This is a genomic window from Peribacillus sp. 05N428 (assembly GCF_056397085.1).
This window is the reverse complement of record NZ_JBFTMS010000003.1, coordinates 249,431-270,207: the sequence shown is the minus strand read 5'-3', so window position 1 is coordinate 270,207 and position 20,777 is coordinate 249,431. Positions and strand designations below refer to the sequence as shown.

The window sequence follows — 20,777 nt, the reverse complement described above, 5'->3', positions numbered from 1 at the left end:
TACATGAAGTCATTCCATTTGATAAGCATTTCTTAGATCCTCAACGATTTTTCCTTCAAGGTCATAATAGATGATTTCAAGTTGGTCATTTCCAATCTCCAAAATGGCATAGGTTTTCTCTTTTCGTCCCCGCGGCTGCCGTATGCTTCCCGGGTTGATGAAGAGCTTGCCGTCAATCCACTCTGAGCCTGCAGCATGGGAGTGACCAAAGCAAATAATATCCGCCCCTGTCTCTTCACTTTTATAAGATAGGTTCATCAAGGTCATATTTATGTTATAGAGGTGTCCATGCGTTACGAAGAAACGCTTGCCTGAGATATTCTCCACAATGTCATCCGGATATGCCGAATCATAGTCGCAATTCCCGCCAACGGCCAAAAACTCCGACATGTGAGGGTCATTTCTCTCCAACTCTGAATCACCGCAATGGATCATGGCGGCGACCTCTTGTTTATGACGGTCGGCAATCATGCTGATTTCATGAGTTAAGCCATGACTGTCACTCATTATTAGCACTTTCATCGTCACATTCCTTCTTCCCTTTTTAGAAATAGATCAAGTTTTTCATCTAGGGCCCTCAATGCGTTGGCACGGTGGCTGATTTGGTTTTTTTCCTCTTTTGTCAATTCAGCGTTTGTTTTGCCCTGTTCCTCTACAAAAAAGATGGGATCATAACCAAATCCATTCGTTCCTGAAGGCTGTTCCGTGATCAAGCCTTCCATCGTTCCCGATACCGTAATCGTTTCCTGGTTGGGCGACGCTAGTGCCAAGGCGCAATAAAATCTCGCCGTCCTAGCCTCTTTTGGCACGCCTTCCAGTTCGCGGAGGACTTTTTCCGTGTTTGCTTCATCACTCTTGGCCTCTCCAGCGTAGCGGGCAGAATATACGCCTGGACGGCCCTCCAATGCATCTACAATCAATCCGGAATCATCAGCAATGACAAAGTGGCCTAGCTGATGGGCAATGGCCTCTGCCTTCAGGATCGCATTTTCTTCAAAGGTCGTGCCTGTTTCCTCCACATCCGGGGCATCCGGTACATCGAGAAGTGTTTTGACTTCATAACCTTTAGCAGAAAATAAGCTTTCGAACTCCTTGGCTTTCCCTTTATTTTTCGTTGCAATGATTACTGTCTTCATTTTTCATTTCACCCTTTTTCATTTTATCGGCACGGGAGTTCTTTTGGGGCTGAGAAAGAATTTGCTGTCATCCGTCATATGTAAAAGCCGCTTCTTCTCCAGTGCCAACGGACGGATTCAACTCTGCCTATCATGTTCAACAACAGCCGCTGAATTTTCCAGATAAGTTAAGTCTAACACAACTCCCTCATCTGCAATAACCTGAAACTTATAAACTAACGTTTGTAATTTTCACTATGTTCAATATGGATATTAACTTTTATGTTATTTATTGAAGTCTTATCAAAGGAATTAATAATTTTATTATCCCACTTATTGACATGGTATCTGTATGCCTTTTCACTTATGTTAAAAAGGTCTGTATTGATTTTCTCCCCCGTCTCCAATGTCCTCAAAATATCTTGCTTGATTTTTATTTCTACCTTTTTTTCGATTTTTTCCATATCCAAGTTGTCTATATTTTGTTTCAATATCCCATTTGCTTTAACTTCTAAATCATATAAGGGTTTCTTCTGTTGTTCCAATACTTTGATGTTTGTTTTGGGGTCCATGATTTCAACACTTACCTTTTGTTTATTCAGGGAAAAAAACATGACAGTCGCCTTATTTCCAACCCATTTCATACCAGTCAAATCTTGTTTACTTACGAACCCTTTATACTGTTGTTTTGATAAAACATAACCGCCATTCAACGTTGGTATCTTTTTTTCTTTACCCCTGTCTGTGTAATGACGCTCATTTATTACCATAGAGGGAATTAAAATGGAACCAACCGGTTGATAAAATTTCGAAACCAGTTCACTGAATTTTAACGGGGAAATGAAATAGTTTTCATTAATAACGGTCTCTGGCCTTTGAATGATCGTGAATAAGTTAGGAAGATTAAAGAAACTATCACCGTTAAACACCTTTTTAATATCCTCGTTTGTAACAAACAGCCATGAATTGTATCGCAATAAGGGCTCTTTCCCTACATATTCAATGAAATCCTTCATTTTCTTATTGATTACATCCTCACTTAAAATGAAGGAGTTAACATGCCCGATATAAAGTGGCAATGCTGCATTTTGTTCTAATTCAGTAAATGCTTCTTCGATACTTTCCCCTTTACCTTTCCCAATGACAACACCAGTTTTTTCTTGTAATGCTGTGGCCCCCTCTTGTTTTGCTATATCCGCAAAATTCAATGCTTGAAAGTATAAGATGAATTCACCCTCTTTATAATCGATCCCTAGAGCGGATCCATATGTTTGAGCTTGAATTTCCTTCATTCCCCAGCAGCCTGTCGTCAATAAAAGTTGACAGCCAATTACCATGACTGCAATTAGCTTTCTCATTTGTCCGACCCCTTTTGCGATTCATTATCACTGGATTGTAGAGCTTGATTCCGCTGCCTTAACATCCCATACGGAAGCTTGAATAAGACTTTTAAAATGTCCGATTTATTTGGTTTGGAAAATGGATTCACAAAAGGCTGTCCGAAACTTTCCAAGGAAACTACAACAATCAAGATAAGAAATATTCCCATGAAGAATCCAAACAAGCCTAGAAATGCTGAACATGCAAATATGAATAACCTTATAAGAACAATATTCCCAGCGATATTCTGATTGATTAGGGTATAGCTTGAGAGAACTGTAACAGCTATTACTACGAGCATGGAGGGTGAAGTCAGCCCTGCCCGAATCGCTGCATCACCTATAATCAATCCACCCAATACAGAAACCGTCGGACCAACAGCTTTTGGCAGGCGAAGACCGGCTTCCTTAAATAGTTCAAATAATATGATCATTACGAATGCCTCCAAAGAAGCAGGTATGGGTAATCCCTGTCTCGTGATTGAAATCGTCGCAAGAAGCGAAAAGGGAATTTGATCGAATTGATAGGTAACCAACGCTATAAAAAATCCCGGTAACGTAACCGTTACAAATAATGAGACTACACGAATGATGCGCATAAAACTAATGTAAAAAAAGCTTGCATGTGCGTCATCGGCAGCATAAAGTAACTGATTAATACTCGTTGGTCCGATCAAGCTTGTGGGATTCCCGTCTACCAGGATGGCAAAGCGCCCTTGATTCAAGGATTCAACAACATAATCCGGTCGACCGATATACTCCATTAAGGGGAAAATGGAAAATTGAGTATCATATAAGAGTTCTTCAACTTGGTAACTGCTGACTATGATATCAGCCTTTAATGAATCCAATCGTTTTTTAACATCCAAAAGAATCGAGGGATTGATAATGTCATCAATATATAGCAGCAATATTTTAGTTTTACTTCGTTTCCCGATTGTATATTCTATACATTTAAGTGATGCCGTTTTTAACCTCTGGCGAATTAAAGACATGTTATCCGCTATATTCTCAACGAATCCATCCCTAGGTCCCCGAATGGAAGATTCTATATTGGATTCTTCCGGACTGCGCTTAGGGGAATTAGCTAATGGGGTATAGTAAATTTCGTTGGAAGATTCATTAATAATGATCAGGTCTCCTGAAAAAAGATTGCTTTCTACTCCGCCTTTTAAATCGGAGCCCTTTTTAAGCGTACTGATCTCCATGATATTGCTTAATTGATCAATTGTTAATTCGCCATTTTCTTGAACCGCTTTAGATATTGTAGGCAGAATCACTTCATTGATGAATGGCATATCCACTAAGTTTGGCGCATATAAAAATCCCAACAAATAACGACCTTCATTATCAAAAGTTTTTGTTCTTAAAACAACATCGGAAGAATGTTCGAACCATTTTCGGATTTGGTCAATACAAGAAGGAGTACCATTCAAATTTCCCTTCTTCATAATGTTTCACCTTTTCCTTTTCCCTTTTTAAAAATAATAAATAACAGTATAATTGCAGAACTAAAAAGAAACAGACTGCTTATTGGAAAGAAATATTTGTATATAAAATTAAAAAATGAAGTAGCATCCCAATGGATTAGCGTTCCAATAACAATTAACAAATATAGTGAAAGCAGGATCCACTTCTGATGTTTTGAATTCGAGATTAACTTATAGCCTATAAATAAACATAAACTTATTCGGATCATGGCACCTGAAAGCCATTGGAAAATGGAAAGGAAATCGAGTCGAGTAATATAATAGCCAAATCTTAGCAACTTCCACTGTTCGTAAGCCGGATTCCTCATTTTCACAGCTTCCACAGAACCAAATTCTGCCATCGCTCCCATGAGGGGGCCTAACGTCAGCATCATGAGGATAATACCAACCAGTAAAAGCCACTTGGCTTTTAGCTTGTTTTTCAAGTAAGGAGTTAAAAATAAAAAAACGATGATTTCTAAATATCCTGCACTCGTATACAGCATTCCATTTAGTGTATGGCGATACCCGCTTTCAAATATCGGGAACAATAATTCGTAATTCTTATTACTCGTGTTCCCCAGCCCCACAAATATCCCCAAAATAGTGACGACCGGAAGAAATAGGAGAGCCAAAGTACTTATGGTGCGTATTCCTTTATAACTTGCAAAAATACAAATAAAAGTGAATAGACTGACGACTACGATGTTTGGTATGTCATGAGTATAATTAGCTTTTGCCCAAATCAATGTAAATTTAATGGTAATGAATGCGTTAATTATAAAGTACAAGCCAAATGCTATCGTGAAAATATATGTAACAAAAGGTGTAGACCATTTTTTCAGAAAAGAGATTATATCTTCTTTATCTAGTTTTTTATAAATATAAAAAATAAATAGTGTCCAAACGATACATGGAACAACACTTATTATGACACTTATCCATCCGTCGCGTTGAGATGCGGATAAGATATTGGGAAGGAGCAGGACATGTACCATGAACCCTGTATTCATGATGATTAAAACATAGATGTGTAAAGCCTGAATGACCTTTTGATCCATAATACCCCCCCATTAATTACATGTTTAAAAGTAATTTCCCCTTTTAAAAATTTATTTATGTAAAAACTTTCCCACAACACGGGAAATTGCTTCGGGGCTGTATAGCTTTCAACTCTCTAACAGCGTGGTCATTCAATGGCGGAGGCAAAAAAATAAGAGGCAGCTGCAAGCTGCCTCATTGTTTTATTTCTACATATATTTAAAAACTGCCTGTGTTGACTTTCTCTGGACGGACGACTGGTTCGGATAATTTCTTACCTTCTTCATTAAGAACATCTGCGCTGCCCTGCACTTGCACTTCAACGCTTTCAATTCCTTTCTGTTCCGTCAAGGAAAGGACCAAGGCATCAAGGACCTCCTGTGATACCTTTTTCTCTTTAAAGCTTCCAAGGATATTTTCGTTAAAATTCAGGCTGACCTTACCTTCTGCCACTTTAGGCTCGTCAAGTAAAGCTACATCACTCATGAACCCTGTTTGCAGGTTAGAACCTGAAGGACTCTTCGTTAATTCCTGAATGACTGCTGTTACATTATCAGACACCGTTTCGCTGATCCTGCGCGTCACCGGAACATAATAAGTGTACTCCTCATCACCGCCTACATAATAAACGGTCAGTGCTTTGGTATTGGAAATGTCGACTACGTCACTCGTATCGATATTGATTCCTGACGACCTTGAGATATTTTCATCTATCGGTGTACCATTGACCGGCATTTCGGAAATATCTTCCCCATTGATTCTCATTTGGATTTTATCGACCGAGTCGAATTGTGTCAGGGTCCATGTGATGGCTTGAAGGATTTTAAGTTCATCCTCTTTCTGATAGTTTTTGAATTCCGGCGAAAAGTCCGCCACAGCCACCCCGTCTTTAATGTTCACGCTTATTTGGGTATCGGCAGGAATGACGGCCCTGAACCCATTCGGAAGTTTATCCGTGACTGGTCCGTTATTGACAAGGTAATCAAGGGCTTGTTTAGCGACAGCTTCCGATTTAGGAAGTTCCAATGTCTGTGGAACCACATACCCGCTTTTATCAATTAAATATAACTCCGTCTTCACCGTTTTCGATTCCACAGCGCCTTCTTCTCCCTCAGTCGCTGGCTTTTCCTCACCATTCGTTTCTGTTTCTTTTAATGAAGATTCATCCTCGACTAATGAAACATCCTTCGGGGGATCAATTTCCTTTTTCTCTTCACCGCCAAATAATCCGCAGCCTGAAAGCCAAAAAGAAGATGCCAGAATGGTCACAGCCATTGTTACTTTTGATTTATTGGACATAAAATCACTCCTAGGACAGTTTGTACTCCTATTTATACGAGCCCTAGGGGAAAATAGACCAATTATTTTTCCCTCCGATAATGGAGCTGGGCAATTTGCCTGTACTGATGCATCTTTTTTAGCTTCATTAGGATTTGGGGAGATTTCCTCAATGGAACAATCGACTCCCATCCCCAAGTATAATCGGAATGATGGATAGGGTCATTTCATCCACCTGCGGGGAAAACGAGTGCCTGACGCTCCAATCAACGGCCAAATGTACAAGCAAAAAAAACTGCAGACAAACTCCATTTTCATCGAGTATGTCTACAGTCTGAAACTTCCTAATGGAAGTCTTATAAGTGATCGATTTTAATTGTTTCGATGGTATTGGCATGAATACCGAGCCAGCTCGATGCGATGGAACCAAACATATCTCTTGAACCGGTTGTATAAAAGCGATGAACTGGACGGAGCTTGCTTTTATTGATTAATTTATAGTAATCCAAAATGACACTTGCCTCCCGGGCCGTCTCTTCGCCAGAGGAAATGACTTGTACTTCATCCCCCATATAAGAAGAGATTACAGGCCCCAGCAGTGGATAATGGGTACAGCCAAGGATCAGTGTATCGATCTTCGTTTTCTTCAACGGGTTCAAGGTTTGTGCCACGACCCGATTGACGATCCCCCCTTGAAACTCCCCGCTTTCTACGATCGGGACAAATTTCGGGCATGCTAAACTATCTACTTTCACATCGGAATTGATGGAAGCAAGTGCATCGTCATAAGCTTTGCTTTTTACCGTGCCTTCCGTACCGATAACTCCAATATGCAAGGAATCAGAAACTTTCAATGCCGCCCTTGCCCCTGGGTGTATGACACCCAACACAGGAATCGGAAGTATAGCCCTGATTTCATCCAATACAGCTGCAGTTGCTGTATTGCAAGCGATGATCAGCATTTTTATATCCTTCTTCATCAAAAATCTCGTCATTTGCCATGTGAAGGTTTGGACATCTTTTTTTGTCCTCGGCCCATATGGGCATCTTGCTGTATCACCTAAGTAAATTATATTTTCATTTGGAAGCTGACGCATGACTTCTTTAGCTACTGTCAAGCCGCCTACTCCTGAATCAATGATGCCTATCGGTTGTTTCAAAAAACTCGCCTCATTTTTCTTTCATTTCTTGATGTAGTTTTACTAGAATCCCTTTGAGGGACATGATGTCAGATTCGTTAAAATTGACTAACACGCCACTCAAGTACTGCCTCCGTTTATTAATCACTTCTTCGATTATCCGTTCGCCTTCTTCAAGAAGGTGAATTCGAACCACACGCCGATCCTTTTCATCCCTGACACGCTGGACAAGCTGATGTTTCTCCATGCGGTCAATCAGGTCCGTCGTTGTACTGAAAGCGAGAAACATCTTCGTGGACAATTCGCCAATCGTCATGTCCCCTGATTCAAAAAGCCATTGCAAAGCCACGAATTGAGGAATGGTAATTTTATAATCATGGAGAATTTCTCTTCCCCTTTGCTTAAGCCATGACGATACATAGCGCAATTCCTTCTCGATATCGGCTACATATGCCGCCTGCTTCTCTTCATCCATAAACACAGCTCCCCACTTCATGAAACTTATCATACTACCATTTTGGATGAAAGTGAAATGATTTTCAAGATTGATTGACTGGAATCATAATGAAACCCCGCCATAAAAATAAGCAGCATCCAAAGAAGTCAAAACAACCAAATTGTTTTGCCCTTCCTTATATGCTGCCAATGAACGGGAGAGAAATTATTTATAAGGCTTACGTATTAAGAGTTAACACATTAAAGCTTAAGTTCTCCCATACGAAGGAGTTCTATGACTGCCTGCGAACGTCCTTTAACTCCAAGCTTCTGCATCGCATTCGAAATATGGTTTCGAACTGTTTTTTCGCTAATAAACAATTCACCTGCGATTTCTTTTGTTGTTTTGTCTTGTACTAGTAACTCAAATACTTCTTTTTCTCTTTTGGTGAGTAATGGCTTATGAGTGAATTCGTTCTCCTTCAAGTAATGTTACCCTCCTTGCCTTCACCAGCATAAAACCCGGAGTGGGTGTCTATTTAGTCAAGATATAGTATGTCGGCTGGGGCAATGGAGTGACTCTTTTACTTGTCTAAATGGAAATATTTTTAGGAATGTTCCAGCACAGTATACAGCATAGAACGCTTCATGTCTTCCGTCCAAGGTACCGGCTTCCCAGTGGCCTTGGACACTTGCACAATCGTCCCCCTGCCCGTTAAACAAATGGAACCATCTTGTTTAGTCCCCATATAGTGTAGGTCCACTGAAGAATTCCCGATATGGTCAGCTTTCACATGGATTGTCAATTGATCATTGAAAAACATCTGCTTAAGGTAATCACACTGTAAATTGGCAACAACCGGCATCTCACCGCATTCAGCCGAGGTCCAATCCTTCATGAACCCCATACTGTTGAAATACTCAATCCGAGCTTCCTCAAAATAAGTAAAAGGAATCGTGTTATTCAAGTGCCCAAACATATCAGTTTCCGAAAAGCGGATCTTAATCTCATGTTTAAAAGAAAAATCATTGATCCACTCCGTAATATTATCGATATATGATATTTTGCCCAACTTGTGCACACCCTTTCTGAATTGAATGACTATTCACTCATTTTATAAGAAAACAACGATAATGAAAAGGATTTTCTATTGAAAGCAGGGTAAATTATCAAGCTCACTTCACAAATCCTTCACAGTTGGCCTGGTGCTGGATTTACACTTCAACCCCAGTTATCAATCGTTTATGATTCTCTCGATTCCCAACCAAGTCTGTGTATGTAAAACAATGAAAAAAAGAACCCATATCATAAGATACAGGTTCTTTCATGTTCATGATTAAACTTCATCACTGCCGAAGAAGTTACGGAATTGTTGGATCGTAGTATCACGGTTCAACGCAGCAATCGAAGTCGTTAATGGAATGCCTTTAGGGCAAGACTGCACGCAGTTTTGTGAGTTACCGCAGTTTGCAAGTCCTCCATCACCCATGATCGTATTTAAACGTTCAGCTTTGTTCATTGCACCAGTTGGATGTGCGTTGAATAAACGAACTTGTGATAATGGTTGTGGCCCCATGAAGTCTGAATTGCTGTTTACGTTCGGACAAGCTTCCAAACATACACCGCAAGTCATACATTTAGATAACTCGTAAGCCCATTGACGTTTCTTTTCTGGCATACGCGGTCCTGGTCCAAGGTTGTACGTTCCATCGATTGGAATCCATGCTTTTACCTTTTTCAATGAGTCGAACATACGGCTGCGATCGACTTGCAGGTCACGAACAACAGGGAATGTACGCATTGGTGCTAGACGAACCGGCTGCTCCAATTGATCGATAAGAGCTGTACATGATTGTCTTGGTTTACCATTGATAACCATTGAACAAGCACCACATACCTCTTCAAGACAGTTCATGTCCCATGCGATTGCTGTAGTGTGCTTGCCTTGTACCGTTACTGGATTACGACGAATTTCCATTAGGGCGGAAATTACGTTCATATTCGGACGGTACGCTAATTCGAATTCCTCATCATAAGGAGCTGAATCCGGTGTATCTTGACGAGTGATTATAAAACGGACTGTTTTAGTCTCAGATTTAGTTTCAACCATTTTTTTGCTCCCCCTCTTTAGTGTTTCGTAGTGTAGTCACGTTTACGCGGTGCGATCAGTGATACATCTATGTCTTCATAATGGAATTCAGGTGCTTGATCCAAGCCTTTGAATGTTGCCATAGTAGTTTTCATGAATTCCTCATCATTACGTTCTGGGAAATCAGGTTTGTAATGCGCTCCGCGGCTTTCGTCACGGTTTAATGCACCAATTGTGATTACACGAGCCAATTGCATCATGTTTTGCAGCTGTCTAGTGAATGCAGCTCCTTGGTTACTCCATTTAGCCGTGTCATTGATGTTAATTTTCTTGTAACGTTCCATCAGCTCAAGAATCTTGTTATCCGTTTCTTTCAGCTTGTCATTGTAACGAACTACAGTAACATGCTGTGTCATCCACTCACCAAGTTCTTTGTGAAGGACGTACGCATTTTCGTTACCATCAAGAGACATGACTTCATTCCATTTCTCTTGTTCTTGTTTTTCGTACCCTTCATACAATGAAGAAGGAATGGATTCTGAAGTTTTAGCAAGGCCTTCAATATATTTAACGGCGTTCGGTCCAGCGACTGAACCACCATAGATTGCGGAAAGAAGTGAGTTGGCACCAAGACGGTTACCGCCATGTTGTGAATAATCGCACTCACCTGCAGCGAATAAACCTTTGATGTTAGTCATTTGGTCATAATCAACCCAAAGTCCGCCCATAGAATAGTGAACGGCAGGGAAAATTTTCATTGGAACTTTACGAGGATCTTCACCCATGAATTTCTCGTAGATTTCAATGATTCCGCCAAGTTTAATATCAAGTAATTTAGGATCTTTATGTGATAGATCCAGGTAAACCATGTTTTCACCATTAATGCCAAGCTTCATGTTCATACATACGTCGAAGATTTCACGAGTCGCGATATCACGAGGTACTAGATTACCATAAGCAGGGTATTTTTCTTCAAGGAAATACCAAGGTTTCCCGTCTTTATATGTCCAGATACGTCCACCTTCACCACGAGCGGATTCACTCATTAGACGAAGTTTGTCATCGCCAGGGATTGCTGTCGGGTGAATTTGAATGAACTCACCATTAGCATAATTAACACCTTGCTGATAAACGATGGAAGCTGCTGAGCCTGTATTGATCATTGAGTTCGTTGATTTACCGAAAATGATTCCAGGGCCGCCGCTCGCCATGATGACTGCGTCTCCAGGGAATGATTTGATTTCCATTGAAGTCAGGTTTTGTGCTACGATACCGCGTGCTGTTTGCTCATCATCGATAACAGCTCCAAGGAATTCCCAGCCTTCATATTTCGTTACAAGGCCTTCAACTTCATAACGGCGAACCTGCTCGTCCAATGCGTAAAGTAATTGCTGACCAGTTGTTGCACCAGCGAATGCTGTACGGCTATGTTGAGTACCACCGAAACGACGGAAATCAAGAAGACCTTCCGGAGTACGGTTGAACATAACACCCATACGGTCAAACATATGAATGATCGATGGTGCTGCTTCGCACATCGCTTTAACCGGCGGTTGGTTAGCCAAGAAATCTCCGCCATAAACTGTATCGTCGAAGTGGATATATGGAGAATCCCCTTCACCTTTTGTATTTACTGCCCCGTTGATTCCGCCTTGGGCACAAACTGAGTGAGAGCGTTTAACAGGCACTAAAGAAAATAAATCAACCTGTTGTCCCAGCTCTGCTGCTTTGATCGTAGCCATTAATCCAGCTAGACCTCCACCAACGATAACTATTTTACCTTTACCCAATTCTGTCACTCCCTTATTTCCATTAGCCAAGCTATGTTTTTCCTAATTCTTATAAATGAACTCTATCTTCTTATACGAATGCGAAAATTGCGCTGATTCCGATATAAGAAAGAAGAACGAAAACGATCAATGTAAAGTAAGTCATGATTCTTTGCGATCTTGGTGAAACTGTAAGACCCCAGCTCACAGCAAATGACCATAATCCATTAGCAAAGTGGAAGATTGCCGAGATAATACCAACAATATAGAACACAATCATGAATGGACTAGAGAAAATCTCTGCCATCATGTCAAAGTTAACTTCAGCACCCATAGCTGCTTGAATTCTAGTTGCCCATATATGCCAAACAAGGAAAATCAACGTTATGATTCCAGTTAGGCGTTGCAGCATGAACATCCAGTTACGGAAGAAACTAAATCTGCCTAAATTGTTTTTTGCTGTAAAGGCAATATAAATTCCGTACACAGCATGGAAAATGAGCGGTAGATAGATGACGACCCATTCTACCAAAATCTTCACGGGCGTATACTCAATTAAATGAACTGCCCCATTAAAAGTTTCTTCTCCTTTTGTTGCCATAAAGTTTACCGATAAATGAAAAATTAGGAATAGACCAATTGGAATTACTCCTAGAAGTGAATGAAGCCTGCGATTCCCAAACTCACGATTTTTTGCCACTAAGTGCCCCCCCTTAATTTGTGAAAAATCATGCAAAGATAAACTGGTGGCTACCTTTTATCTCCGCGTGAAAATACAGTATAGAGTCAAAAAACTCCTCTATACTTCCTTTACAATTATGTGACATGTCCATTTTACTCCTGACTTCTATGTGCGTCAAGAAAACGGATACAAGAAATCTCTTTTTCAGAATAGATTTTATTGGATTATATTGGCTATTTTTTGTTTGTCAAGATGATATTTTGAAGAAATTTCTAATTTAACTATTAATATCCCGGTATAATTTCTCATTTTTTTCCAATTGTGATTTAAATAAATAAAAAACAGTATAATTTGCAAAAGAAATACGTTTATAATAGATTTACAGAAAGAGGCGATAAATTATGAAAAAAAATATTGCTGCTGCGATAGAAGAAGAGATTCAAACTGAAGAAATTCAAACAACTGAAGAATTCCAAGTTCCAGCTTTCGGATACGAATTAATCAGAGAAGTTCTATTGAACGATATTCTCGGAAAAGACTCTAATCAAATCCTCTATTGGGCAGGTAAACAATTAGCAAGAAAATTCCCATTGAATGGCGATCAGGAAGTGATTGAATTCTTCCAAAACGCTGGATGGGGCAATCTGGAAATCTTGAAATATACGAAACACGAGATGGAATTATCCCTGACAGGTGAAATAATCAGCCGCCGTTTGGATTTACACCCTGATTGTCACTTCCAACTTGAAGCCGGTTTCCTTGCCGAGCAGTTTACACTGCAAAAAAAATTCCTCAGCGAATCAACGGAAGAAATCAAACGCCGCGCAAAAAAAGTGATATTCACCATCCAATGGGATCCCAGAGATCCAATCTAATGAGCCCTGAAAACAGACTTACCCTTTTTACCGGAAGTCTGTTTTTTATTGGACTCCTGACACTTAAGCTAGCACATTTGCATGCTGACCAAGTTTAAATGCTTCATGAAGGGATTCAACCGCCTTCACCATTTCCTTTTCATTGACGACGGTCGAAACTTTAATTTCCGATGTGCTGACCATTTTCACCTGGATGCCTGTATTGGCCATCACTTCAAACATTTCGGCAGCCACTCCCGGATTGGATACCATACCAGAACCGACGATGGACACTTTGGCCAACCCGCTCTCCGTTTCGACTCGGTCGAACCCCAATTGTTCTTTATTATTTTCCAGCACGATCAAGGCCGCTTCCGTATCTTCACTTTTTGTGGAAAAAGATAGATTCGTCGTATCCTCGGCAGTCATGCTTTGAATGATGATGTCCACATTGATCCGGTTTTTCGCAAGCGTCGTGAAGATTGTGGATAATGCACCAAGTGATTGGGGCAAACCATATATTGTGACCCTCGTAATACTGTCTTCAAAAGCAATGCCGCGTACAATTAAGTTTTCTTCCATAGTTGCTTCCTCCTCTATGATCGTACCTGATTCTCTCTCCATGCTTGAACGGACTTCAAGCGGAATTTGATAATTTTTTGCATATTCGACAGCCCTTGGGTGAAGGACCCCCGCCCCCAGGTTGGCAAGTTCCAGCATTTCATCGTAAGAAATGGATTGGAGTTTTCGCGCGCCTTTTATGGAGCGTGGGTCCGTTGTGAAAACACCCGTTACATCCGTATAAATATCGCATCTATCCGCATTCAGCGCTGCAGCGATGGCAACCGCCGTCGTATCGGATCCTCCTCGCCCTAAGGTAGTGATTTCCCCATTTGCATCGTTACCCTGGAAACCGGCTACCACCACTATTTTCTTCTCCTGAAGCTGAGCTTGGATCCTCGTGGCATCGATGTTTAAAATCCGGGCATTCCCATGAACGGATTCCGTTTGCATGCCAGCCTGCCAGCCAGTATACGAAATGGCTTCATGTCCTTCTTCAATCAATGCCATCGTTAACAGGGAAATCGTTACTTGTTCCCCAGTCGTCAATAGCATATCCATTTCCCTCTTGCTCGGGGATCCGGAAATATCACGCGCCATGGAAACCAATTGGTCCGTTGTTTTCCCCATAGCTGAAACAACGACGACCACCTCATTTCCATTCTCCGCTTCCTCGATTACCCGATTGGCAACATTTTTGATTTTTTCTACGCTACCGACGGATGTTCCGCCGAATTTTTGAACGATTAATGCCATCCTCATGCACCCTCTCTACTTTTTAGGCAATAAAAAAAGCAATGAGAAATATCTCATTGCTGTGGTCACATATCTAATACTGTAAACACAGTGAGATAGCTCTCCAGGGTATAAACCCTGACAATCCGCCATTTCTTAAATGTCGGACCAGGAGGACAAGGTATGAGTCTTGTCTTCCTTCGGCGGCGTCCCCTTTCAAAACCTTTCATGGAAGCTCATACTTCTCCAGGTTTTTACTCTTGAATTCCGCACCTCTATCAGCACTTTTAAGTTGTCTAGTTAAAAATTCCTTTTAATCATAGCATAGAGATTTATCGGTAGCAAGATTATTCTTGTAATTTTCTAACGATTCCCTCGGCTACCCCTTTTGGCATGCCAGCTTCCATGATTTCCTCGGCCGTCGCCTCTTTGATTTTCTTCAATGATCCAAAATGCCTTAATAATTGCTTCCTTCGCTTTTCCCCGACTCCTGGAATATCATCAAGCTGGGAGTGAACCGCATTTTTCCCGCGTAGCTGGCGATGAAACGTAATCGCGAACCGATGCACTTCATCCTGAATTCTTTGCAATAGGTAAAATTCCTGGCTCCTTGAATCAAGAGGTACAAGTTCAAGCGGATTTCCGATCATCAATTGCGAGGTTCTATGCTTTTCATCCTTAATGAGGCCTGAAAGTGGAATATCCAAGCCTAATTCATTTTCCAGAATATCCCTTACCGCTTCGACATGTCCCTTTCCGCCATCAATGATGATCAAGTCCGGAAGCGGCAGCCCTTCTTTCAATACTCGTGAATATCTTCTTCTGACCACTTCACGCATCGATTCATAATCATCAGGTCCCTGGACCGTCTTGATCTTATATTTGCGGTACTCTCTTTTTTCCGGCTTCCCATCAATGAACACGACTAAAGCGGAAACGGGGTCACTTCCCTGGATATTGGAGTTATCAAAAGCTTCAATTCGATGCGGGGTGTAGATACCCAGTTGTTTCCCGAGGTTTTCCACCGCATTGATCGTTCTTTCTTCATCCCTTTCAATCAAAGAGAATTTTTCCTGAAGGGCGATGGAGGCATTTTTATTCGCCAATTTAAGCATGTCTTTTTTCGCTCCCCGTTTCGGGTGAATCGTTTTGACACCAAGCAGCCCTTCGGCCATTTCGGCATCCACAGATTCTGGCAGCAAGATTTCCTTTGGTTTAAAGTGGTTCGTAATCTCGTAAAACTGACCGAGGAATGTAAGAAGTTCCTGTTCCGGTTCATCGTAGACCGGAAAAAGCGAAACATCCCTTTCTATCAATTTACCCTGCCGGACAAAAAATACCTGAACGCACATCCAGCCTTTATCATAGGCAAAGCCAAATACATCCCTGTCGATGAAATCGGTCGTCATCATTTTCTGCTTTTCCATCGTAATATCGATGTGGGCAATCTTGTCACGGAACTCCTTGGCCCTCTCGAAATCGAGCTCTTCCGATGCCTCCAGCATTTTTTCAGTCAGTTCTTTTTTTATTTCAGTATGCCCGCCGTTCAAGAACCGGTTGATATCATCGACCATTTTTTTATATTCCTGTTCCTCTACATCATATACACATGGGGCAAGGCACTGGCCAAGGTGATAGTAGAGACAAACGCGATCCGGTAACGTATTGCATTTTCTTAGGGGATAGATGCGGTCGAGCAATTTTTTCGTTTCGTTAGCTGCAAATGCATTCGGATAAGGACCAAAATATTTCCCTTTGTCTTTTTTGACCTTTCGCGTAATGATTAGACGCGGGTGGCGTTCCGCAGTCAGCTTGATGAAAGGATACGTCTTATCATCCTTTAGCATGACATTATATTTTGGGTCATGTTTTTTGATTAAGTTCAACTCTAAAATAAGAGCCTCGATATTGGAAGAGGTGACGATGTATTCGAAATCCTCAATCTCGTTCACGAGTCGAAATGTTTTCCCATCATGAGATCCCGTAAAATAAGAACGGACACGATTTTTCAACACTTTCGCTTTGCCTACATATATGATCGTTCCCTGACGATCTTTCATTAAATAACAACCAGGTTGATCGGGAAGAAGGGCAAGTTTATTCTTTATTTGTTGATTCATGCATTCAGCCTCCTGTTCTCCCATTTTTACAATCATTATATATCAAGATAGCGAAAAAAGCTTCAAGTCCGCAGACTTGAAGCTTTTTTTAGCTAACTTACTATTACGCGTGTTTTGCAATAAGTTCAGCAAGTGCTTCTTTAGGTTGGAAACCAACAACCTTATCGACCACTTCACCGTCTTTAAGGACGATTAATGTCGGGATGCTCATCACACCGAATTTTCCAGCTGTTTCTTGGTTTTCATCTACATCCACTTTTACGATTTTTGCTGTATCGCCAATTTCAGTATCAAGCTCTTGAAGAACAGGAGCGATCATTTTACAAGGTCCACACCATGGAGCCCAAAAGTCTACAAGAACGACACCTTCGCTAGTATCTGTTGTGAAAGTTTGGTCAGTTGCATTTACAATAGCCATATATATTTCCTCCTCAAATTTACTCAAATAACTAAAAACAGTATACCACTGTTGCTCAAATCGATGCTAATATTTTGCTTCAGTGGTAGGATGTCCAAAAAAAGAGTGATTATGCAGGCCAAAAACCCTCCCCAGTAGCGCAAATAAAGGGGCAAGACATGTATCGGCTTATGCCGAATGTCTTGCCCCTCATCTGTATTATTTCTTTTACGCGTTAACTTTAAGTTTTTTGAATTCTTCCGTAAGCAATGGAACGACTTCGAAAAGATCTCCGACAATTCCATAATCAGCCACATTGAATATGTTAGCTTCCGGGTCTTTATTGATGGCAACGATAACCTTGGAGTTGGACATTCCCGCTAAATGCTGGATTGCACCGGAAATTCCGCAGGCGATATAAAGGTCAGGTGTTACGACTTTACCCGTTTGCCCGATTTGTAATGAGTAATCGCAATAGTCTGCATCACATGCTCCTCGGGAAGCTCCTACCGCTCCGCCAAGAACCTGTGCCAGTTCCTTTAATGGTTCAAAACCATCTTCACTTTTCACGCCACGGCCACCCGCGATGATTACTTTCGCTTCTGAAAGGTCGACCCCTTCACTGGCTTTTCTAACAACATCCTTAATGATTGTCCGTAAGTCCTTAATATCCACACTTAATGTAGAAACATCACCAGAACGGGACTCATCTTTCGCTAATGGTTCGATATTGTTCGGACGGATTGTCGCGAAAATCACGCCAGCTGTAACAATTTTCTTTTCAAACGCTTTACCAGAATATATCGGGCGGGTGAAAACGATATTTCCGCCTTCTTCTTCAATGGATGTAACGTCGGAAATCAATCCTGATTCAAGTTTTCCAGCCAATTTAGGTGCAAGATCTTTTCCTAAGGCCGTATGTCCAAAGAAAATCCCTTCCGGCTTTTCCTGCCCGATGACGGCAAGCAAGCTTTGCGCATATCCATCTGAAGTATATTGTTTCAATTGATCATTTTCGACTGCAATAACCCGGTCTGCACCATACTGGATCAATTCATTACCGAAATTCTGAACGCTGTCACCAACTAAAACACCAACGATTTCCCCGCCATCCGCAGCAAGCTTAGCCGCACCGATAGCTTCAAATGATACATTTCTTAGTGAACCATCACGAACTTCGCCCAATACAAGAAACTTTCTAGCCATTTATAAAAACCTCCTGTGCTCTATTTTTCTTTTTGTCGTGTGTTGTTGTTTTGAAAAGTACCGTTTCGATTAAATCACTTTTGCTTCACTGCGTAATAATTGAACAAGCTCGGTAACTTGAGCACTGATTTCCCCGTCCAAAACTTTTCCAGCTTCTTTTTTAGCAGGAAGGTAAATTTCAATCGTTTTTGTTTTGGCCTCAACATCGTCTTCTTCCAAATCCAGGTCATCCAATTCCAATTCTTCAAGCGGTTTTTTCTTTGCCTTCATGATTCCTGGCAATGAAGGATAACGTGGCTCATTTAGCCCTTGTTGCGCTGTCACCAATAATGGAAGAGAGGCTTCGATCGTTTCAGAGTCACCTTCGACATCACGGATAACGCTTACATTTCCATTTTCTATGTCCAATTTAGTAATGGTTGTAATATAAGGAATCTCCAAAATTTCGGCAACGCGTGGTCCCACTTGACCGGAGCCGCCATCGATTGCAACGTTCCCTGCAATGATTAGATCGGCGTTTTTATCTTTTAAGTATTCGCCAATAATTTTGGCAGTCGTGAATTGGTCGCCATTTTCTATGTCGTCTTCTATATTTATCAATACAGCTTTGTCAGCACCCATTGCCAGCGCTGTGCGTAATTGCTTTTCAGCCTCTTCCGTTCCGACAGAAATAACCGTTACTTCGCCGCCTTGTGCATCACGCACCTGGATTGCTTCTTCAACTGCATACTCATCGTATGGATTAATGATGAATTCTGCTCCATCCTCATTGATTTTCCCGTTGGATAGTGTAATTTTTTCTTCTGTATCAAATGTTCTTTTCAGCAGTACATAAATGTTCACGATAATACCTCCCGAATAATTTGAGTTTTGAAGATTATGAATTTTATTGATATATAGTAATGTTCTACAGATTTCACCAAAATCCTGCATGATATATAAAAATAGTTATTTAAACCGAAACATCATTTCCCTTTGAATACAGCTTCCCTTTTTTCAATGAAAGCGGCGATTCCTTCTTGTGCATCAGCAGTATCGAAAGCCTGGCCAAAGAGGGCAGCTTCCCTTTCCACACCTTTATGGTAGGAATCATGCTTGGAATAATTCAATAACTCAATGGCCGACTTTAATGCCAGTGGGCTCTTCTTGGCAATTTTATTGGCTAGATCCTTAGCTTTTGGAATCAGTTCTTCATCCGTGAAGGCATGATTCGCCAATCCGCATTGCACAGCTTGGGTGCCTGAAATCGGTTCACTTGTAAACAGCATTTCAGCTGCCTTTGCCATGCCTACGTAACGAGGAAGACGTTGGGTCCCAGCAAACCCGGGGATTAAGCCCAACTGCAGCTCAGGCAAACCAAGTTTAGCCCTTTCGGTGACCAAACGGATGTGGCAGGCCATAGCCAGCTCCAATCCTCCGCCAAGCGCCGCTCCATGGATGGCTGCAATGACCGGTTTTGGAAAAGATTCGATTTTCTCAAATACAGATTGACCATTCTTGGTCAGCTTCTCGAAGGCTTTCCCGTTTTTCACTTCCGTAAACTCTTTAATGTCCGCTCCTGCAGAGAAGAATCTTCCTTCACCATGAAGAAGGACAACCCGTACGGCTTCGTCTTTCTCAATTTGATCGAATGCCTGTGAAAGCTCTCCGATGATAGCCGAAGAAAGTGCATTTGCTGGTGCATGATCAATCGTTATAAAAGCCACATGATTTTCGACAGAAAGCTTAAGATATTCCATATCAATCCCTCCAGGCATACTAGTCAAACTTTTTTGAAAATTCTATATGTATCACTTCCAGTTAAAGCTAGAAGCAGAATTAACCGATTCTTTCGAGGATGGCTTGCCATCCTCTATTTAAATCGTTAACTTTTCAGGCCACAGCCGCCAATCAGCAGGCGGTGAACGTCTGGTGCAAGGTCAGGAAGCGAATACTTTTGCTCATTCATGACCCAAGTCGTCACAGTTTCATCAATCGTTCCAAAAATCATCTGCCTGGCAAGTAAATTATTTAAATCAGGCAGGAATTCGCCGTTCTCTTTTCCTTCTATAATGATCTGATCGATTAAATTTAAATACCCTCTTAACACATCATTAATCCTAAGGCGCAATTCTTTATTCGACTGTCTTAATTCCAACTGAGTGACAATTGCTAAATTCACGTCTTCTGAAAGGTTTTTAAAATGTTTTTGGATGAGCACATGCAGTTTTTCCGAAGCAGTGCTCTTTCCTTTTATCTCTTCTTCGATCTGTTCCACAAAATAGCCCATCTTTTCATGGAATAATGATATTAAGATATCTTCTTTATTTTTAAAATAAAGATATATGGTGCCATCCGCTACGCCTGCCTGCTTGGCGATTTTGGATACTTGGGCTTGATAGTAACCGTTTTGGGCAATGACAATAACGGCCGCATCAATAATTTGATTATACTTTGGTCTGTTGCTTTTCACTGGATGTCCCCTTTCAGAAAAATGAATGAACCATCATTCATATTTCTATCATAAA

General features: G+C 41.1%; 21 protein-coding genes and 1 riboswitch. Of the genes, 1 reads left to right on the top strand and 20 read right to left on the bottom strand.

All coding sequences use genetic code 11. The features are described 5' to 3' along the window. Positions 1 to 9 precede the first annotated feature (9 nt). The 13 genes from AC1DIV_RS04605 to AC1DIV_RS04545 all read right to left on the bottom strand — a co-directional run bounded on the left by AC1DIV_RS04605 (position 10) and on the right by AC1DIV_RS04545 (position 12,415). A complete protein-coding gene (locus AC1DIV_RS04605; RefSeq protein ID WP_063594344.1) occupies positions 10 to 522 on the bottom strand; it encodes a metallophosphoesterase family protein in 513 nt (170 codons plus the stop codon). A gap of 2 nt (positions 523 to 524) precedes the next feature. Then, positions 525 to 1,136: an XTP/dITP diphosphatase gene (locus AC1DIV_RS04600; RefSeq protein ID WP_048689045.1), complete on the bottom strand. Its 612-nt coding sequence runs from the start codon at positions 1,134 to 1,136 to the stop codon at positions 525 to 527. Between the two features lie 215 nt (positions 1,137 to 1,351). Beyond that, entirely contained in the window at positions 1,352 to 2,473 is a 1,122-nt protein-coding gene (locus tag AC1DIV_RS04595; RefSeq protein ID WP_477575861.1) for a Ger(x)C family spore germination protein, read from the bottom strand. Then, positions 2,470 to 3,945, bottom strand: a complete 1,476-nt coding sequence (locus AC1DIV_RS04590; RefSeq protein WP_477575859.1) for a spore germination protein — start codon at positions 3,943 to 3,945, stop codon at positions 2,470 to 2,472. The genes AC1DIV_RS04595 and AC1DIV_RS04590 overlap by 4 nt, the downstream gene beginning before the upstream one ends. Further along, the gene (locus tag AC1DIV_RS04585; protein ID WP_477575858.1) at positions 3,942 to 5,024 is read right to left on the bottom strand and encodes a GerAB/ArcD/ProY family transporter; all 1,083 of its coding nucleotides are present in this window, start codon (positions 5,022 to 5,024) and stop codon (positions 3,942 to 3,944) included. Before AC1DIV_RS04585 ends, AC1DIV_RS04590 begins: the two co-directional genes overlap by 4 nt. 199 nt (positions 5,025 to 5,223) lie before the next feature. After that, positions 5,224 to 6,303 (bottom strand): GerMN domain-containing protein, encoded by a 1,080-nt coding sequence (locus AC1DIV_RS04580; RefSeq protein WP_063594348.1) that lies wholly within the window; start codon positions 6,301 to 6,303, stop codon positions 5,224 to 5,226. A 335-nt stretch (positions 6,304 to 6,638) separates the two neighbouring features. Further along, the gene (gene racE, locus AC1DIV_RS04575; protein WP_048689031.1) at positions 6,639 to 7,442 is read right to left on the bottom strand and encodes a glutamate racemase; all 804 of its coding nucleotides are present in this window, start codon (positions 7,440 to 7,442) and stop codon (positions 6,639 to 6,641) included. A 10-nt stretch (positions 7,443 to 7,452) separates the two neighbouring features. Further along, positions 7,453 to 7,896: a MarR family winged helix-turn-helix transcriptional regulator gene (locus AC1DIV_RS04570; RefSeq protein WP_034308979.1), complete on the bottom strand. Its 444-nt coding sequence runs from the start codon at positions 7,894 to 7,896 to the stop codon at positions 7,453 to 7,455. A 221-nt stretch (positions 7,897 to 8,117) separates the two neighbouring features. Continuing rightward, positions 8,118 to 8,342 carry a helix-turn-helix domain-containing protein gene (locus AC1DIV_RS04565; RefSeq protein ID WP_028392149.1) on the bottom strand — a complete coding sequence of 75 codons (225 nt, stop codon included), beginning with the start codon at positions 8,340 to 8,342 and terminating at the stop codon, positions 8,118 to 8,120. Positions 8,343 to 8,464: 122 nt separating this feature from the next. After that, on the bottom strand, positions 8,465 to 8,929 hold the full coding sequence (locus tag AC1DIV_RS04560) for an acyl-CoA thioesterase (RefSeq protein ID WP_057276667.1): 465 nt from the start codon (positions 8,927 to 8,929) through the stop codon (positions 8,465 to 8,467). A gap of 264 nt (positions 8,930 to 9,193) precedes the next feature. Beyond that, positions 9,194 to 9,967, bottom strand: a complete 774-nt coding sequence (gene sdhB, locus AC1DIV_RS04555; RefSeq protein WP_048689018.1) for a succinate dehydrogenase iron-sulfur subunit — start codon at positions 9,965 to 9,967, stop codon at positions 9,194 to 9,196. Positions 9,968 to 9,984: 17 nt separating this feature from the next. After that, positions 9,985 to 11,736, bottom strand: a complete 1,752-nt coding sequence (gene sdhA, locus AC1DIV_RS04550; protein ID WP_048689080.1) for a succinate dehydrogenase flavoprotein subunit — start codon at positions 11,734 to 11,736, stop codon at positions 9,985 to 9,987. Between the two features lie 70 nt (positions 11,737 to 11,806). Beyond that, entirely contained in the window at positions 11,807 to 12,415 is a 609-nt protein-coding gene (locus AC1DIV_RS04545; RefSeq protein WP_034308986.1) for a succinate dehydrogenase cytochrome b558 subunit, read from the bottom strand. A gap of 383 nt (positions 12,416 to 12,798) precedes the next feature. On the opposite strand from AC1DIV_RS04545, the gene AC1DIV_RS04540 reads away from it, so the two are divergent. Next, complete coding sequence (locus AC1DIV_RS04540) at positions 12,799 to 13,272, top strand: YslB family protein (protein WP_340877151.1); 474 nt, start codon at positions 12,799 to 12,801, stop codon at positions 13,270 to 13,272. Between the two features lie 63 nt (positions 13,273 to 13,335). Here the strand turns inward: AC1DIV_RS04540 and AC1DIV_RS04535 are convergent, their stop codons facing one another. From AC1DIV_RS04535 to AC1DIV_RS04505, 7 genes are all read right to left on the bottom strand, one after another. Next, positions 13,336 to 14,568: an aspartate kinase gene (locus AC1DIV_RS04535; protein WP_477575856.1), complete on the bottom strand. Its 1,233-nt coding sequence runs from the start codon at positions 14,566 to 14,568 to the stop codon at positions 13,336 to 13,338. Between the two features lie 88 nt (positions 14,569 to 14,656). Continuing rightward, a riboswitch (Lysine riboswitch) is annotated at positions 14,657 to 14,833 on the bottom strand. A gap of 61 nt (positions 14,834 to 14,894) precedes the next feature. Then, positions 14,895 to 16,667 (bottom strand): excinuclease ABC subunit UvrC, encoded by a 1,773-nt coding sequence (gene uvrC / locus AC1DIV_RS04530; RefSeq protein ID WP_053535876.1) that lies wholly within the window; start codon positions 16,665 to 16,667, stop codon positions 14,895 to 14,897. 103 nt (positions 16,668 to 16,770) lie between these two features. Beyond that, the gene (gene trxA / locus AC1DIV_RS04525) at positions 16,771 to 17,091 is read right to left on the bottom strand and encodes a thioredoxin (RefSeq protein ID WP_328113193.1); all 321 of its coding nucleotides are present in this window, start codon (positions 17,089 to 17,091) and stop codon (positions 16,771 to 16,773) included. A gap of 201 nt (positions 17,092 to 17,292) precedes the next feature. Beyond that, a complete protein-coding gene (locus AC1DIV_RS04520; RefSeq protein ID WP_477575854.1) occupies positions 17,293 to 18,270 on the bottom strand; it encodes an electron transfer flavoprotein subunit alpha/FixB family protein in 978 nt (325 codons plus the stop codon). 69 nt (positions 18,271 to 18,339) lie between these two features. Continuing rightward, complete coding sequence (locus tag AC1DIV_RS04515; protein WP_048689004.1) at positions 18,340 to 19,113, bottom strand: electron transfer flavoprotein subunit beta/FixA family protein; 774 nt, start codon at positions 19,111 to 19,113, stop codon at positions 18,340 to 18,342. 122 nt (positions 19,114 to 19,235) lie between these two features. Then, on the bottom strand, positions 19,236 to 20,009 hold the full coding sequence (locus AC1DIV_RS04510) for an enoyl-CoA hydratase (protein WP_095390741.1): 774 nt from the start codon (positions 20,007 to 20,009) through the stop codon (positions 19,236 to 19,238). 125 nt (positions 20,010 to 20,134) lie between these two features. Beyond that, positions 20,135 to 20,722, bottom strand: coding sequence for a TetR/AcrR family transcriptional regulator (locus tag AC1DIV_RS04505; protein WP_048689000.1), 588 nt, complete (start codon positions 20,720 to 20,722; stop codon positions 20,135 to 20,137). Between the last annotated feature and the right edge of the window lie 55 nt (positions 20,723 to 20,777).

Bases quoted from the DNA above. Each gene is read 5' to 3' on its own strand.
- AC1DIV_RS04605 (WP_063594344.1), bottom strand. From the start codon at position 522: ATGAAAGTGCTAATAATGAGTGACAGTCATGGCTTAACTCATGAAATC.
- AC1DIV_RS04590 (WP_477575859.1), bottom strand. From the start codon at position 3,945: ATGAAGAAGGGAAATTTGAATGGTACTCCTTCTTGTATTGACCAAATC.
- AC1DIV_RS04535 (WP_477575856.1), bottom strand. From the start codon at position 14,568: ATGGCATTAATCGTTCAAAAATTCGGCGGAACATCCGTCGGTAGCGTA.
- uvrC (WP_053535876.1), bottom strand. From the start codon at position 16,667: ATGAATCAACAAATAAAGAATAAACTTGCCCTTCTTCCCGATCAACCT.
- AC1DIV_RS04540 (WP_340877151.1), top strand. From the start codon at position 12,799: ATGAAAAAAAATATTGCTGCTGCGATAGAAGAAGAGATTCAAACTGAA.
- AC1DIV_RS04510 (WP_095390741.1), bottom strand. From the start codon at position 20,009: ATGGAATATCTTAAGCTTTCTGTCGAAAATCATGTGGCTTTTATAACG.
- AC1DIV_RS04520 (WP_477575854.1), bottom strand. From the start codon at position 18,270: ATGGCTAGAAAGTTTCTTGTATTGGGCGAAGTTCGTGATGGTTCACTA.
- AC1DIV_RS04595 (WP_477575861.1), bottom strand. From the start codon at position 2,473: ATGAGAAAGCTAATTGCAGTCATGGTAATTGGCTGTCAACTTTTATTG.
- sdhB (WP_048689018.1), bottom strand. From the start codon at position 9,967: ATGGTTGAAACTAAATCTGAGACTAAAACAGTCCGTTTTATAATCACT.
- AC1DIV_RS04580 (WP_063594348.1), bottom strand. From the start codon at position 6,303: ATGTCCAATAAATCAAAAGTAACAATGGCTGTGACCATTCTGGCATCT.
- AC1DIV_RS04600 (WP_048689045.1), bottom strand. From the start codon at position 1,136: ATGAAGACAGTAATCATTGCAACGAAAAATAAAGGGAAAGCCAAGGAG.
- AC1DIV_RS04570 (WP_034308979.1), bottom strand. From the start codon at position 7,896: ATGGATGAAGAGAAGCAGGCGGCATATGTAGCCGATATCGAGAAGGAA.
- AC1DIV_RS04585 (WP_477575858.1), bottom strand. From the start codon at position 5,024: ATGGATCAAAAGGTCATTCAGGCTTTACACATCTATGTTTTAATCATC.